This is a genomic window from Aurantimonas sp. 22II-16-19i (genome assembly GCF_002088275.1).
Classification (GTDB): Bacteria; Pseudomonadota; Alphaproteobacteria; order Rhizobiales; family Rhizobiaceae; genus Jiella.
This window is the reverse complement of record NZ_AQQS01000013.1, coordinates 126,840-140,116: the sequence shown is the minus strand read 5'-3', so window position 1 is coordinate 140,116 and position 13,277 is coordinate 126,840. Positions and strand designations below refer to the sequence as shown.

10 protein-coding genes, 1 tRNA gene and 1 pseudogene are annotated in these 13,277 nt (G+C 68.0%); 7 read left to right on the top strand and 5 right to left on the bottom strand.

Features of this window, described 5'->3' with window-relative positions:
• Nucleotides 1-900 precede the first annotated feature (900 nt).
• Nucleotides 901-977: transfer RNA gene (locus tag ATO4_RS12710), tRNA-Met, on the bottom strand.
• Between the two features lie 533 nt (nucleotides 978-1,510).
• A complete protein-coding gene (locus ATO4_RS12705; RefSeq protein WP_083591888.1) occupies nucleotides 1,511-2,410 on the bottom strand; it encodes a LysR family transcriptional regulator in 900 nt (299 codons plus the stop codon).
• A gap of 155 nt (nucleotides 2,411-2,565) precedes the next feature.
• Here ATO4_RS12705 and ATO4_RS12700 point away from each other — a divergent pair, with 155 nt between their 5' ends.
• Nucleotides 2,566-3,207: a glutathione S-transferase gene (locus ATO4_RS12700; RefSeq protein ID WP_083591887.1), complete on the top strand. Its 642-nt coding sequence runs from the start codon at nucleotides 2,566-2,568 to the stop codon at nucleotides 3,205-3,207.
• Nucleotides 3,208-3,294: 87 nt separating this feature from the next.
• A complete protein-coding gene (locus tag ATO4_RS12695) occupies nucleotides 3,295-4,932 on the top strand; it encodes a pyridoxamine 5'-phosphate oxidase family protein (RefSeq protein WP_083591886.1) in 1,638 nt (545 codons plus the stop codon).
• 106 nt (nucleotides 4,933-5,038) lie between these two features.
• Here ATO4_RS12695 and ATO4_RS12690 read toward each other — a convergent pair whose 3' ends face one another.
• The 3 genes from ATO4_RS12690 to ATO4_RS12680 are packed head-to-tail and all read right to left on the bottom strand — an operon-like array spanning nucleotide 5,039 to nucleotide 7,756.
• Nucleotides 5,039-5,671 (bottom strand): response regulator transcription factor, encoded by a 633-nt coding sequence (locus ATO4_RS12690; protein WP_083591885.1) that lies wholly within the window; start codon nucleotides 5,669-5,671, stop codon nucleotides 5,039-5,041.
• Nucleotides 5,672-5,705: 34 nt separating this feature from the next.
• The gene (locus tag ATO4_RS12685; protein ID WP_083591884.1) at nucleotides 5,706-7,214 is read right to left on the bottom strand and encodes a histidine kinase; all 1,509 of its coding nucleotides are present in this window, start codon (nucleotides 7,212-7,214) and stop codon (nucleotides 5,706-5,708) included.
• Nucleotides 7,211-7,756: a hypothetical protein gene (locus tag ATO4_RS12680; protein ID WP_083591883.1), complete on the bottom strand. Its 546-nt coding sequence runs from the start codon at nucleotides 7,754-7,756 to the stop codon at nucleotides 7,211-7,213. Before ATO4_RS12680 ends, ATO4_RS12685 begins: the two co-directional genes overlap by 4 nt.
• Before the next feature lie 361 nt (nucleotides 7,757-8,117).
• On the opposite strand from ATO4_RS12680, the pseudogene ATO4_RS12675 reads away from it, so the two are divergent.
• The 5 genes and pseudogenes from ATO4_RS12675 to ATO4_RS12655 all read left to right on the top strand — a co-directional run.
• Nucleotides 8,118-9,995: pseudogene (locus ATO4_RS12675) on the top strand (methanol/ethanol family PQQ-dependent dehydrogenase); the annotation flags it as partial.
• A gap of 170 nt (nucleotides 9,996-10,165) precedes the next feature.
• Nucleotides 10,166-11,104: a methanol oxidation system protein MoxJ gene (gene moxJ, locus ATO4_RS12670; RefSeq protein WP_083591881.1), complete on the top strand. Its 939-nt coding sequence runs from the start codon at nucleotides 10,166-10,168 to the stop codon at nucleotides 11,102-11,104.
• A 21-nt stretch (nucleotides 11,105-11,125) separates the two neighbouring features.
• A complete protein-coding gene (gene moxG, locus ATO4_RS12665) occupies nucleotides 11,126-11,650 on the top strand; it encodes a cytochrome c(L), periplasmic (RefSeq protein ID WP_083591880.1) in 525 nt (174 codons plus the stop codon).
• Between the two features lie 68 nt (nucleotides 11,651-11,718).
• Nucleotides 11,719-12,036, top strand: coding sequence for a methanol dehydrogenase [cytochrome c] subunit (locus ATO4_RS12660; RefSeq protein WP_083591879.1), 318 nt, complete (start codon nucleotides 11,719-11,721; stop codon nucleotides 12,034-12,036).
• A 209-nt stretch (nucleotides 12,037-12,245) separates the two neighbouring features.
• Nucleotides 12,246-13,274: a MoxR family ATPase gene (locus ATO4_RS12655; protein WP_245308721.1), complete on the top strand. Its 1,029-nt coding sequence runs from the start codon at nucleotides 12,246-12,248 to the stop codon at nucleotides 13,272-13,274.
• Nucleotides 13,275-13,277: the final 3 nt, after the last annotated feature.

Here is a 13,277-nt window from a genome sequence, read left to right as displayed (position 1 = left end):
CTCACGGAATCACGGAATCACGTCAAACGAACTGCAGGACGTGAGACGGCCCCTGTAAGACAGGCGCGCTATCGCACCACGCGTGAAGCAGAGGTCGGGCCGGAAAACCTCACGTCCCGCCGAAGGGGGCTGGCCACCGCCAGCGGACAACCTGTGCAAGGCCGGACCGGGCGCATGAGCAAGCAACGCCGTGCGGCCGCTCTGCTCGAATTGCAATGAGCCGTCCGGCTGCCGGGCTCGCGGCAGATCCCGGCCTGCCTTCGGCTCCTGCATCCGCACCGGACTTCCCGGCTCACCGCCTGGCGCGCCCCCCGCCGCTATTATCATCGGCGCGACCGCTCCGGCCGATCTCGCGCGCCTCGGCGCGCCGCGAGCTGCAAACCTTCCAGAACAACCGAACACCAGCGCCGACAACAACTCCGTCAGGAGCCACGACCACGGCCCCGGTCGACACCACCGCACAGAGGCGCCGTCCCCATCGCGCGGCCGAACGAGACAGAACAGAGCATCCGCACCAGACGTTTCAGCCGGAAGATCGGCTCTCTGAACAATGCCGCGGAGAGCAGGACCTCATCCGATTTACTCGATCGTCCGCGTAAGGCCCCCGCGTCGCGCAGAGGCCTTTCGGAGGAGCTTGCCGGGGTTCGCGAAGCACCTGCCCGAGACGACACGGGGCGAGCGGAGCGGATCCCGGTGTCTCCGCCCGATGGCGAGGGAGCGCACCAGGCGTTCGGATGGAGAGTCCCTGGCCGCAACTCGGCCGCCGGATGGGGCACGCGAGGACGCGGATAGCACAAAGGACCCTAGGGAGCTGTCCCAAGGCCCCGCATCTTCGGACATGTGGACGCAAAAAAGCCGCCCCGAAAGGCGGCTGATCTGCATGACAGACTATCGTCGTTTTGGTTGCGGGGAGAGGATTTGAACCTCTGACCTTCAGGTTATGAGCCTGACGAGCTACCGGGCTGCTCCACCCCGCGTCACCAACGGCGCGTTTCCGCGTCGCCCGTGAGCGCTATGTATGCGACAGTTGGATGAATGAAAAGGGGGCAGGGGCGATTCGTCCGAGTTTTTTGCCGCAAGTCCCCGGGCCGCTCCTCGTCAAAGCGAAGATCCTCCGCAAAGCATTGATTTCGTTGACGGTGCGACGTCGGCATCGGTGCCGGCGGCAAGGACCGGTGCGTGCGGGCTCGTGGCGGAGGTCTCACCGCCGGGCCGCTCGGGTGATTCGCGGCCGGCGGCGATTCGGCGCGGCCGCAGACGCTCCGGCGCGCGATCGCGCGCCTCCTGCCGGCAGCGCCGGGGTGGCCGGTCCGGCGATGTCCCGCCGGGCATGATGCAAGAGCGCGGATCGGCCCCGCCTCCCGAGCCGTCCACAGCGTGCGAGGGCTCGCAGACCGGCATTGCGGCGGGGGCCTCGTCGGACCTGCGTTCAGCAGCGGGACGAGGCGGGGCCGCCGAGGCGCTCGAGGCTGGCGTGGACGATGGTCTGTCTCGCGGCTCCCGGCCGGCGTCAGGCCTTCAGCGCCGGCACACCGCGCAGCTGCTCCGCAGCGAACTCGATGAACGTGCGGACCTTGGCCGCCGCCCGGCGGCCCTCCACATGCACCAGATGGATCGGCAGCGGCTCCGGCTCGGCCTCCCGGAGGACGGTCTCCAGGGTACCGTCGGCGACGTCCCTGTCGACCTGATAGGAGAGGACGCGGCAGAGGCCCCAGCCGCGCCGCGCGATCTCGATGGCCGCGGCGAGGCTGCTGACGGTCAGTTGCGGCTCGACCTTGACCACCGTCTCTCCGTCGCGACCGAACCGCCAGTCCCGCGATGGCGTTGCGGGCGCTGCCGAAACGACCCTGTGGGCGGCGAGGTCGCGCGGATGTTCGGGATGGCCGTACCGGGCGAAATAGCCCGGCGATCCGCAGACCACGCGGCGGACTTGCCCGACCCGGACGGCGGTCAGGCCCGACGACGGCATCGGCCCGATGCGGACGGCGATGTCGAAGCCCTCCTCGACGAGGTTCACGATGCGGTCGACCATCAAGACGTCGGCGCTGACACCGGGGAAGCGGTCGAGGAAATTTGTCAGGACGGGCGAGAGATGGATCCGGCCGAACTCCTGCGGACTGGTGATGCGCAGCCTGCCGGCTGGGCTGCCCGCTGCGCCGGATGCGGCATCGTCGGCATCCTGCAACTGCGCGAGGATCTCCCGGACCTCTTCGAGATAGGCCCGCCCCACATCGGTCAGCCGCACCTGCCGCGTCGTGCGGGTGAAGAGCTGCGCGCCGAGAACCGTCTCCAGCGAATTGATGCCCCGGGTGGCGGAGGCGGCGCTGAGGCCGGCGGTCCGGGCGCCGGCGGCGAAGCTCTCGGCCTCGGCCACGGCCACGAACATCTTCAGGGCCTGCAAGCGGTCCATGTCACCCTCGATTGCTGCGGTTTATGAAATAGTGTTCTTCTGGAAGAGGTCATTATTGCGGCCAGAGAAGATCGCTACGTTGCGGGCATGGTCGAGCCGTCGCTTCACCGGCGGATCGGCCATCCCTCTCTCGCAACGGATCGGATCGTCCCATCATGTCCCACACCCGTGACCACTCGCATGCTCCCGTGAGGCTCTACTGGACCCCGAAGTCGGGTCACTGCCACCGGGTCCAGCTGATGCTTTCGCTGCTCGCCATCCCCTATGAGACCGTCGATCTCGACATGGCGAAGGGCGCCCACAAGGCGCCGGACTATCTGTCGATCAGCCCGCTCGGGCAGGTCCCCGCGATCGACGACGCCGGTTTCACCCTCTCCGATTCCAACGCCATCATCACCTATCTCGCCGAGCGTTATGGCGACGCCGACCTGTGGACGGGCCGTGATCCCTTCGAGAAGGCCGAGGTGCAACGCTGGCTCTCCATCGCTGCCGGCGAAATCGCGCGGGGGCCGGCCGCGGCGCGCCTCGTCACGGTCTTCGGCGCGTCGCTCGACCACGCGGCGGCGAAGGCGATCGCGCAGACGCTCCTCGGCATGATGGAGGCGCATCTGGATGGGCGGGAGTGGCTGGCCGCCGACAGGCCGACGCTCGCCGACATCGCCGCCTACAGCTATGTCGCCCATGCGCCGGAAGGCGGCGTCAGCCTCGCCGATGCCCCCAACGTGCGGGCCTGGCTCGCCCGCGTCGAGGCCTTGCCGGACTTCGTCGGCATGGCCCGCTCGCCAGACCTCACCTGAGCCGGGCGCCCGCCTGATCATCCGCATGCCTCATCCTCCCGTGTGCCCGCCAGCCCCGCCCGGCATGGCGACGAAAGGTGGCCTGTCATGACAATTGCTTCCGCAACGTTCCACGCCGGGGAGATCGAGGCGCAGCGCCACGCCGGAGTGGAGGCGATCGCAGCCTCGATCGGCGGCTTCATCCGGGCCGAGATGCCCGAGCAGCACCGGGCGTTCTTCGCCGCGCTCCCCTTCATCGTCGTCGCCGGCGGCGACGAGGCCGGCCGCCCCTGGGTCACGATCATGGAGGGGCCGGACGGATTTCTCGCCTCGCCCGATCCGCGCAGCCTGACGGTTGCGGCGTCCCTCGGGGCCGAGGATCCGCTCGCCGGCACGTTCACCGAAGGGGCCGCCATCGGCATCCTCGGGATCGAGCTGGGGACGAGGCGGCGCAACCGGATGAACGGCGTCCTGCGTCCGGATGGTGGAGCCTTTGCCGTCGAGGTGCGGCAGAGCTTCGGCAATTGCCCGCAATACATCCGGGAACGCGAATGGCGCCGGGTGGAGCCGGGGTCGGTGCCGGAGGCCCGCGTTTCGGCCGGACTGGACGCGGACCAGGAGCGGCGCATCGCGCGCGCCGATACCTTCTTCATCGGCTCGGGCTTCACGTCGGGCGAGGGGGGCCGGTCGGACGGCTACGATGCCTCCCATCGCGGCGGCGAGCCCGGCTTCGTCCGGGTGGCCGAGGACGGGACGCTGCACATCCCCGACTATGCGGGCAACAACTTCTTCAACACGATCGGCAATCTCGCCCGCGACCCGCGGGTCGGCCTCCTGTTCGTCGACTTTGCGACCGGGGGCATGCTGCAGATCACCGGTCGGGCCCGGATCGACTGGGCGCCGAGGGAAAGCCACGATGCCGACGCGCGGCGGATGATCGTGGTCAGCGTCGACAAGGTCGTCGACCGTCCGTCCGCGCTCGCCCTCAGATGGCGCGAGGACGGTGACGACCACCTCCGTCTGCGGGTCGTCGACAAGGTGGTGGAAAGCCGCGATGTGGTCTCCTTCCATCTGGCCGATGCCGATGCGGCGGCGCTGCAGCCTTTCGAGGCCGGCCAGCATCTGCCGATCGAGCTGCAGATCCCCGGCCAGCCGGCGCGGGTCAGGCGGAGCTATTCCCTGTCGGGATCGCCCTTCGCCGAAACCTATCGGATCACCGTCAAGCGCGAGGAGCGGGGGACGGCCTCGCGCTTCCTGCACGACCACGTCGCCGTCGGCGACCTGATCGACGCCCGCTTGCCTTCGGGCGACTTCGTCATGCCCCGGGGCGATGGCCCGCTGGTGCTGGTCAGTGCCGGCGTCGGCATCACGCCGATGCTCGCGATGCTGCATGCCGCGGTCGCCGAGAATTCCGCTCGCCGGATCTTTTTCGTCCACGCCACGCGCGACGGGGCGGCCCACGGCTTCCGGTCGGAGGTCGACGGACTTGTGGCGGGCGGCCGGACCGTCCGGCGCAAGATCTTCTACAGCCTGCCGCGCGAGGAGGATCTCGCATCTGCGGCCTTCGACGCGGCGGGCCGGCTGACCGCCGCCGATCTGCTCGCGTTCGAGGCAGGTCCGGATGCCCACTACATGCTGTGCGGCCCCGTCGGCTTCCTGGCGGACATTGGCGCGGGCCTCGAGGCGGGCGGCGTGCCGCAGGACCGAATCCATGTCGAGACCTTCGGGCCGGGCGCCGCGGCCTGACGAGGCGATCCGGAATGGCGCTTCGGCGCCACCGGCTTGGCTGTCGTCGGCGGGGGCCGCCGGTCGCCGGAGAGCGGGGCGAACGCCGGCTCCCTGCCGGCGCGGCTCAGCCGGGATGCAGGAGCTGCAGCGCCTTGACGACGAGTTCCGGCAGGCTGCGCGCGGCGAGCTTCGATTTCAGCTGGGAGGCGGTGTTGGCGACGGTCTTGTAGCTGATGCCGAGATGGGCCGCGACGTCGGAATAGGCGCGGCCGCGACTGATCAGGCCGAGGATCTCGATCTCGCGGGCGCTCAGCTGGTCGAGCACCGGCTTGGCGCGGGGCTGGTTGAGCAACGCCACCCGCGTCGCCATGTCCGGCATCAGGAAGGATGCGCCGCCGATGACGGTGGCGAAGGCCCTGCCGATGGTCTCGGGGGCGACGTCCTTCTGGACGAAGCCGTTGGCGCCGAGGTTGAGGGCGTTGCGGACGATCGTCGGGTCGTCGTGCATCGAAAAGACGAGGACGGGGGTCGTCTCGTCGACGGCCCTGAAGCGCCGCAGGAATGTCAGGCCGGCAAAGGCGTTGTCCCGGAAGGACAGGTCGAGGATGAGAATGTCGGGGCGCCTGCGCCGATAGGCCCGGAAGCCCTCGGCAAGGCTGCTCGCGCCGACGACCTCGCAGGCACCGTGGGCCTTGATGGTCTCGATGCAGCCCTGCAGGACGATCGGATGGTCGTCGATGATCAGCGCCGTCGGCATGGGGGTGTCCTCGTGTTCACGCGGGCGTCCATGTTCACGCCGGCGTCCTTTCGGTGACGGAGGTCATGCGGGCGGGCTTTCCGGCGACCGTCGGGATGCGGATGGCGACGACGGTGGTGCCGTCCCGCCGCGCCGGCTCGCAGAGGGATCCGCCGAGCGTCTCGACCCGGTCGCGCACGGCACTGAGCCCGATCCCGCCGGCGGTGTCTGCCGCGGGGCCGGTGCCGTCGTCGCTGACGCTGACCGCGAGCACCGGAACGCCGTCCGCGGCGTCGGTCTCAATGCGCAGCGCCACCGCGATGGTGCTGGCCCGGCCATGCCGCAGCGCGTTGAGGATGCCCTCGCCGACGAAGCGGTAGACGGTGAGGTCGACGGCCTCGCCGAAGCTGAGGGAGGCGGTGGTGGCGGCGAGGCAGATTGTCGCCTCGGGGGCGGTCTGGCGATATTCGGACACAAGGGCCTGGAGCGAATCGGCGAGAGGAACGCTGCCGATCGACATCGGCTTGAGGCGCGAGAGGATGCGGCGCAGGAGCATCTGGACGTCGGCGATCCCGCTCTCCAGCTCGGCGAGGGACCGCCGGGCGGGATGGTTCGTGGCGGGCTCGTCTCCCATGGCGCGCTTCAGCTCCGACAGGCGGACGCGAAGCGAGAAGAGATTGGGACCGAGCTCGTCGTGCAGGTCGTTGGCGAGGCGGCGGCGCTCTTCCTCGTGGGCGGTCAGGAGGCGGTTGGCCAGCTGCTGGTTCGACCGCGTCCTGGCGTTCAGCGAGGCGGCCAGCTCGTTGAAGCCGGCGGTCACCGGCGCGAATTCGGCGAACCCCGCCTCCGGCAGCCGCGCGGCGAGATTGCCGTCCTTGAGGTCGATCAGCGCCGTCGAAGTCTGCTTGAGCTTCAGGAAGACCCGCCGGACATAGAGAAGCGCCACCACCGAGACGAGAAATCCGTAGATCATGGTGAGCGGGAGCACGAAGCGGAAATCCTCCCACACTTCGGCGATCTCGTCCGAGGGGTCGGAGCGCAGGTCGATGGTGGCGAGGCGGGTGTCGTTGCGGGTGACCGGAACGAAGGTGTGGAGCGCGCTGGAGTTGATGAGGCTGGCGAACAGCGCGGGCGCGCGCTCCTCCTCGTCCGGATCGTCCGCGTCCGCAGCTTCCGCCGAGAGTTCTTCGTCGCCGGGCGCGCCCCCTCGCGTATCCCTTGCATCCTCGGGCGACGCACGGGGGCTCTCGCCGCCATGGCGCGGCCCGAACACGACCGTCGCCCGAACGTGGCGCATCTCGGCCAGCTGCGCCATCAGCGCGGCGATGTCTTCTTCGATGCGGTCCGAACTCTGAAGGGCCTCGGCGCGCTCCTGCACGAAGCGCTCGGCGATCAGGAACGAGGATTCGACTTCGCGACCGGTCGCGATCCGGGCGTTGACGACGATGACGAGGGTGAGGGCGATCCACGCGCCGAGACCGATCAAGAGCAGCCCCGCCGTCATCCGGGCCTGCAGGCTGGTCTGGCGTCCGAGGAAGCCGCCTGGGGAGCGCGTCGCCGTCATGGCCTGGCGGCATCCGCCGCGTCTGCGGCCAGGGCTCCGTCAAGGCGGGCGAGGGCCGCGGTGTGGCCCAGCCCCTCGACCCGAAGATTGAGATAGTGGTGGATTTCGGTACCGAACGAGCGACGGTCGTCGCCCGAGCGCAACGCGAGATCGTCGAGGAGCTGCAGGGGCTCGATCGCCGTGCCGCGCTCGGCCAGCCGGTCGCCGGCCTGGATCAGCCGGTTGGCGATCATCCGCTCCGTCTCGATGTAGTGCCGGCTGGCCTTTGCGAGAGCATCGGCAAAGGGCGCGACTGCCGGATCACCGGCGCGCAGGTCGTGGCGGCCGGTCACGATCCGCGCGAGAAACAGCGGGATAGGGGTCGGATCCGTTAGCCCATGCCAGCGCGCGGCAGGGCTCTCCCGCGCTTGCTCGGCCTCCTCGCGCGGGGCGACCGGGGCGTCGTCGCAGCCCGCCAGTCCGACGGCCAAAGCGAAGGCGAAGGCGAGCAGAATGCCGTCATCCCACGGCTTCCAACCCGGCACGCGAAGCGAGCTGGACATCTCGGCAACCTCCCGGGATCGGCCGCACGACTGCTGCGGCGCGATCCGCTCCTCATCACGCCGCCGCCTCGAGGCACGGCATCGTCCCAGCGCCCTGGTCCGGAGCTCCTCGCCTCGCTCCGGGCAGACGCCTTATGCCTTCCTGACGAAATTTCCCTTCATCGCCTACTGGAAAACTCCGACAAAGCGACGGGCACTTCTTCCCGTTTTTTGGTGGGCCGTTCCCAATGACAACCTTCGCGGGGCGTGCAGACTGCGAACTCTAGTCTGGGAGGGCTGCCGGAAAATCCACGCAGAGAGCGCAAGTCCACTTCGGGGTTGCATGATCGGCTTTTCCTGAAGAAGCCATGGGAGGAAGAACATGACGAAATTACTGTATTCGGCATCGACGCTTGCATTGGTTGCCTCGCTCGTCCTTGCCGCCGGCGGGACCGTGCAGGCCAATGACAAGCTGGTCGAGCTCGCCAAGGATCCGGCGAACTGGGTGATGACCGGGCGCGACTACGATGCCCGCAACTTCTCCCAGTCGACCGAGATCGACAAGGAGAACGTCAAGAACCTGCGCCCGGCCTGGTCGTTCTCCACCGGCGTCCTGCACGGACACGAGGGAACGCCGCTGGTGGTCGACGGGATGATGTACATCCACTCGCCGTTCCCCAACACGACCTTCGCGCTCAGCCTCGACGATCCGGGCAAGATCGTCTGGCAGAACAAGCCCAAGCAGGATCCGACGGCGCGGGCCGTGGCCTGCTGCGACGTCGTCAACCGGGGGCTGGCCTACTGGCCGGGAGACGACGAGACGGGACCTCTCGTCTTCCGCACCCAGCTCGACGGGCGCATCGTCGCCCTCGACGCCAAGACCGGCGAGACCCGCTGGGAGATGGAGAATTCCGACATCAAGGTCGGCTCGACGCTGACCATCGCACCCTACGTCATCAAGGACGAGGTCCTGGTCGGCTCGTCCGGCGCGGAACTCGGCGTGCGCGGCTACGTCACCGCTTACGACGTGAAGACCGGCGAGCAGCAGTGGCGCGCCTATGCGACCGGCTCCGACGAGGACGTGCGCATCGGCGAGAACTTCAACGACGCCAATCCGCAATACGGCCAGAAGAATCTCGGCCTCGAGACCTGGGAGGGCGACGCCTGGAAGATCGGCGGCGGCACCAACTGGGGCTGGTATGCCTATGATCCGGCCGAGGATCTCTTCTATTACGGTTCGGGCAATCCGGCGCCATGGAACGAGACCATGCGGCCGGGCGACAACAAGTGGACGATGACGATCTGGGGCCGCGATCCCGACGACGGCATGGCCCGCTTCGGCTATCAGAAGACGCCCCATGACGAATGGGACTATGCCGGCGTCAACGTCATGATGCTCTCGGAGCAGAAGGACAAGGACGGTGAGATGCGCAAGCTTCTGACCCATCCCGACCGCAACGGCATCGTCTATACGCTCGACCGCACCAATGGCGACCTCGTCTCCGCCGACAAGATCGACGACACGGTCAACTGGGTGACCGAGGTCGATCTCGACTCGGGGCTCCCCAAGCGCGACCCCGAATTCGGCACCCGCATGGACCATGTCGGCCGCGACATCTGTCCCTCGGCCATGGGCTACCACAACCAGGGACACGACTCCTACGACCCGGAGCGCCAGTCCTTCTTCATGGGCATCAACCACATCTGCATGGACTGGGAGCCGTTCATGCTGCCCTACCGGGCCGGCCAGTTCTTCGTCGGAGCGACGCTGAACATGTATCCCGGGCCGAAGGGCGACCGGCAGAACTATCTCGGCCTCGGCCAGGTGAAGGCCTATGACGCCATCAACAACACCTTCAAGTGGGAAGTGATGGAGCGCTTCGCGGCCTGGGGCGGAACGCTCGCCACCGCCGGCGGCGTGATGTTCTACGGAACGCTCGACGGCTTCATCAAGGCGCGCGACTCCGACACGGGCGAGCTCCTCTGGAAGTTCAAGCTGCCCTCCGGCGCCATCGGGCATCCGATGACCTACGAGCATGACGGCCGGCAGTATGTCGCGATCTACTACGGTGTCGGTGGCTGGCCGGGCGTCGGCCTGGTCTTCGACCTCAACGATCCGACGGCGGGTCTCGGTGCCGTCGGCGCCTTCAAGCAACTCGCCAACTACACCCAGATGGGCGGCGGGGTGATGGTCTTCTCGCTGGATGGCGAGAGCGTCTACACCGACGATCTCGACAAGGGCGAGTTCGAGCCCTCCAGCGGCGAGAACGCTCCGAAGGCGGGCGAAAAGGACGCCGCGCTTCCGAACGAGGGATCGGCGCGCCAGCCCGGCTGACGCCCATGGCCCGGGGATCGCAGGGTGCATTCGCCCCCTGCGATCCCGCTTCCCCCGCATTCCCCGCAACCATCTGTTCGATCGGAAGGTGCCCCATGAGCGCCAGGATTTCATCCCAGTCGGCGAGCCCGCTCAAACGCCGCTTCCTCACCGCCCTCGCAAGCGTCGCCCTCGTCGCTGCGGCGGGATCCGCCGCCAGGGCCGCGGAGAACACCGGGCAGATCCCGGTCCCGCCGACGGCCGAAGGGTCGAGCCCGACATCCGAGGGCGATGTCCTCAAGGTCTGCGCCTCGGCCAAGGAGGCTCCCTATTCCTTGAAGGACGAGAGCGGCTTCGAGAACCGCATCGCCGAGGTCCTCGCCGCGACGATGGGGCGCAAGCTCGAATATGAGTGGATCGACCGCGCCGCGATCTATCTGGTCCGGGACGGGCTGAGCAAGAAGACCTGCGACGTGGTGATCGGCGTCGACACCGGCGACGAGCGGCTCGCGACCTCGCGGCCCTACTACCGCACGGCCTATGCCTTCGTCAGCCGTGCCGAAAGGGAGTTCGCAGGCTCGCGCTGGCAGGATGTCGGCGGCGAGGGCCTGTCGCGCTTTGCGACGCGGCTCTACTCGCCCGCCGAGACGATGCTGAAATATGCCGGCAAGTACGAGGACAACCTCGCCTATCTCTATGGCCTCGTGAACTTCAAGTCGCGGCGCAACCAGTATCTCGACGTTCCCCCGGACCGCCTGGTGCAGGAAGTGCGCGACAAGAACGCCGACCTCGCCATCGCCTTCGCCCCCGACGTCGCCCGCTACGTCAAGGAGGCCGGCGGCGACCTTGCCATCACCCTGATCACCAACGACGTCGAGCGCTCCGACGGCGAGACGGTGGAACTGCAGTATTCGCAGTCCGTCGGCGTGCGCAAGGGCGACGGAGCGCTGCTCGGCCAGATCGACGACGCGCTGGCAAAGGCCCAGGGCGAGATCGGGGCCATCCTCGACGAAGAGGGCATTCCGACCCTGCCGCTCGAAGATCAGACCAACTAGTTGCCGGGTAAGCATTGCAACATGCACAAGCTGAAAACTCTGTCCGCCGCGGTCCTCGTCGGCATGACCACGATGTCGGCCTTCGCGGCGGTCCAGCTCTACCACACCGTGGAAGGAACCGCCCTCGATCTCAGCTTCGCCTCCGAAGAGGGCCGCGACACCGAGGCGGTGAAGCACTTCCTGGCCACGGGCGAGGTCATCTACACGGCCGATGCGAGCATCCTGAAAGACGGCGAGAGCCTGTATCTGACGGCCTGTTCCGGCTGCCACGGCCACAATGGCGAGGGCAAGATCGGTCCCGGGCTCAACGACGACTACTGGACCTATGCGAAGAACAGCACCGACAAGGGGCTCTTCGAGACGATCTATGGCGGGGCACAGGGAATGATGGGCCCGCAATACGGCAACCTGACCCTCGACGAGATGCTCAAGGTCATCGCCTGGGTCCGGCATCTCTATACCGGCGATCCCGCCAATGCCGAGTGGCTGACGCCGGAGCAGCGGGCGAACTTCAAGCCCTACGATCCCAAGCACGGCACCAACTAGAAGACGGCGGAAACGGCCTCGATCGAAGGATCGTGCCGGGTTTCGATAGATCAAGAGGAGGAAAGACCATGCGACGCAATCTCACCATCCTGGCTGGTTTCGCCCTGTGTCTCGGCGGTGCGATGGCCGCCGCGCCGGCGCTCGCCTATGACGGCACCAACTGCAAGGCGCCGGGCAACTGCTGGGAGCCCAAGCCCGGCTATCCGGAAAAGGTCGCGGGGTCCGAATACGACCCCAAGCACGACCCGATGGAGCTCAACAAGCAGATGGAGTCCATCAAGGCGATGGACGAGCGCAACGCCATGCGCGTCAAGCATTTCAAGGACACCGGCGAATTCGTCTTCGACGTCTCGAAGATCAAGGATGCCGGCTCCGGCGCGAAATAGTTTCGAGACCGGACGGTTCCTGTCTCCCAAACAGGGGCCGTTCCGGCCTGCCGGGGCCCATTCTCCGCACAGACGAAGATCCTCCCAAGGAACTCGAGCCAGCGGCGGATGGCTCCGGCGGGCACCTGTTTTTGGCGTGGCGACGCGCGCCGGCCTCCGGCGGATCGGCGCCGGCGGACGGCCGCGATCCGGACGGAGCGGGACAGCCTGTGCTCGAAAGCCCGAACATCAATCTCGCCGAGTGGCGGGCGAAGGCCCTGGCCTTCGAATCCGACGTCTCGAACGTCGTCATCGGGCAGGAGCGCGCCGTCAGGCTGATGACCATCGCCATGGTGTGCCGCGGCCACGTGCTGCTCGAAGGCGACGTCGGCGTCGGCAAGACCACCTTGCTCAGGACCGTCGCGCGAGCGCTGGGTGGCCCCTACGAGCGGATCGAAGGCACCGTCGACCTGATGCCGAACGACATGCTCTACACCCCGTTCATCGGCGAGGACGGCCGCCCCAGGGTGGACCCCGGACCGGCGCTCGCCCATGGCGAGGAGCTGGCGGTGTTCTTCTTCAACGAGATCAACCGCGCCCGCCCGCAGGTCCACGCGCTGCTCCTGCGGATGATGGCCGAGCGCAGCGTGACGGCGTTTCGCCGCGAGATGCGCTTTCCCCATCTGCAGGTCTTTGCCGATCGCAACAAGGTCGAGCGTGACGAGACCTTCGAACTGCCCGCCGCCGCGCGCGACCGCTTCTTCATGGAAATCCGCATCGCCGCACCCACCGAGCGGGCAGCCCGCGGCCGCCTCGTCTTCGACCCGGTCTTCCACGACGTCGACGCCCTGATCGCCGGGGTCGGCGAGGCGATCCTTCCCTATGACCGCCTCGCCGGGCTTGCCACCGCGATCCAGGCGCGCATCCACGCCAGCCCGGCCATCGAGGCCTATGTGATCGGCCTGTGGGACGTGCTGCGCGATCTCGGCGGCCACGGTATCCGGGTCGAGGGTGTCGACGCCGCGCGCCTCGTCGTCGGCGGGGCGAGCCCGCGGGGGCTGTCGGCGCTGGTGCGCGCGGCCCGGGCGAATGCCTGGCTGGAAGGGCGCGACAGCGTCGTGCCGGAGGACGTGCGGGCGATGTTCCCGGTTGTCATGGGCCACCGCATCTTCTTCTCGCCGATCTACGAGATGCGGCGGGACGAGATCTCGCCGGCGCTCGCCCGCGCGCTGTTCGACGCCGTTCCGATCCCGGCCTGAGCC

Excerpts from the sequence above, each read along its gene's own strand:
- ATO4_RS12705 (WP_083591888.1), bottom strand. The coding sequence starts at position 2,410 with ATGGACCGCTTGCAGGCCCTGAAGATGTTCGTGGCCGTGGCCGAGGCC.
- ATO4_RS12700 (WP_083591887.1), top strand. The coding sequence starts at position 2,566 with ATGTCCCACACCCGTGACCACTCGCATGCTCCCGTGAGGCTCTACTGG.
- ATO4_RS12695 (WP_083591886.1), top strand. The coding sequence starts at position 3,295 with ATGACAATTGCTTCCGCAACGTTCCACGCCGGGGAGATCGAGGCGCAG.
- ATO4_RS12690 (WP_083591885.1), bottom strand. The coding sequence starts at position 5,671 with ATGCCGACGGCGCTGATCATCGACGACCATCCGATCGTCCTGCAGGGC.
- ATO4_RS12685 (WP_083591884.1), bottom strand. The coding sequence starts at position 7,214 with ATGACGGCGACGCGCTCCCCAGGCGGCTTCCTCGGACGCCAGACCAGC.
- ATO4_RS12680 (WP_083591883.1), bottom strand. The coding sequence starts at position 7,756 with ATGTCCAGCTCGCTTCGCGTGCCGGGTTGGAAGCCGTGGGATGACGGC.
- moxJ (WP_083591881.1), top strand. The coding sequence starts at position 10,166 with ATGAGCGCCAGGATTTCATCCCAGTCGGCGAGCCCGCTCAAACGCCGC.
- moxG (WP_083591880.1), top strand. The coding sequence starts at position 11,126 with ATGCACAAGCTGAAAACTCTGTCCGCCGCGGTCCTCGTCGGCATGACC.
- ATO4_RS12660 (WP_083591879.1), top strand. The coding sequence starts at position 11,719 with ATGCGACGCAATCTCACCATCCTGGCTGGTTTCGCCCTGTGTCTCGGC.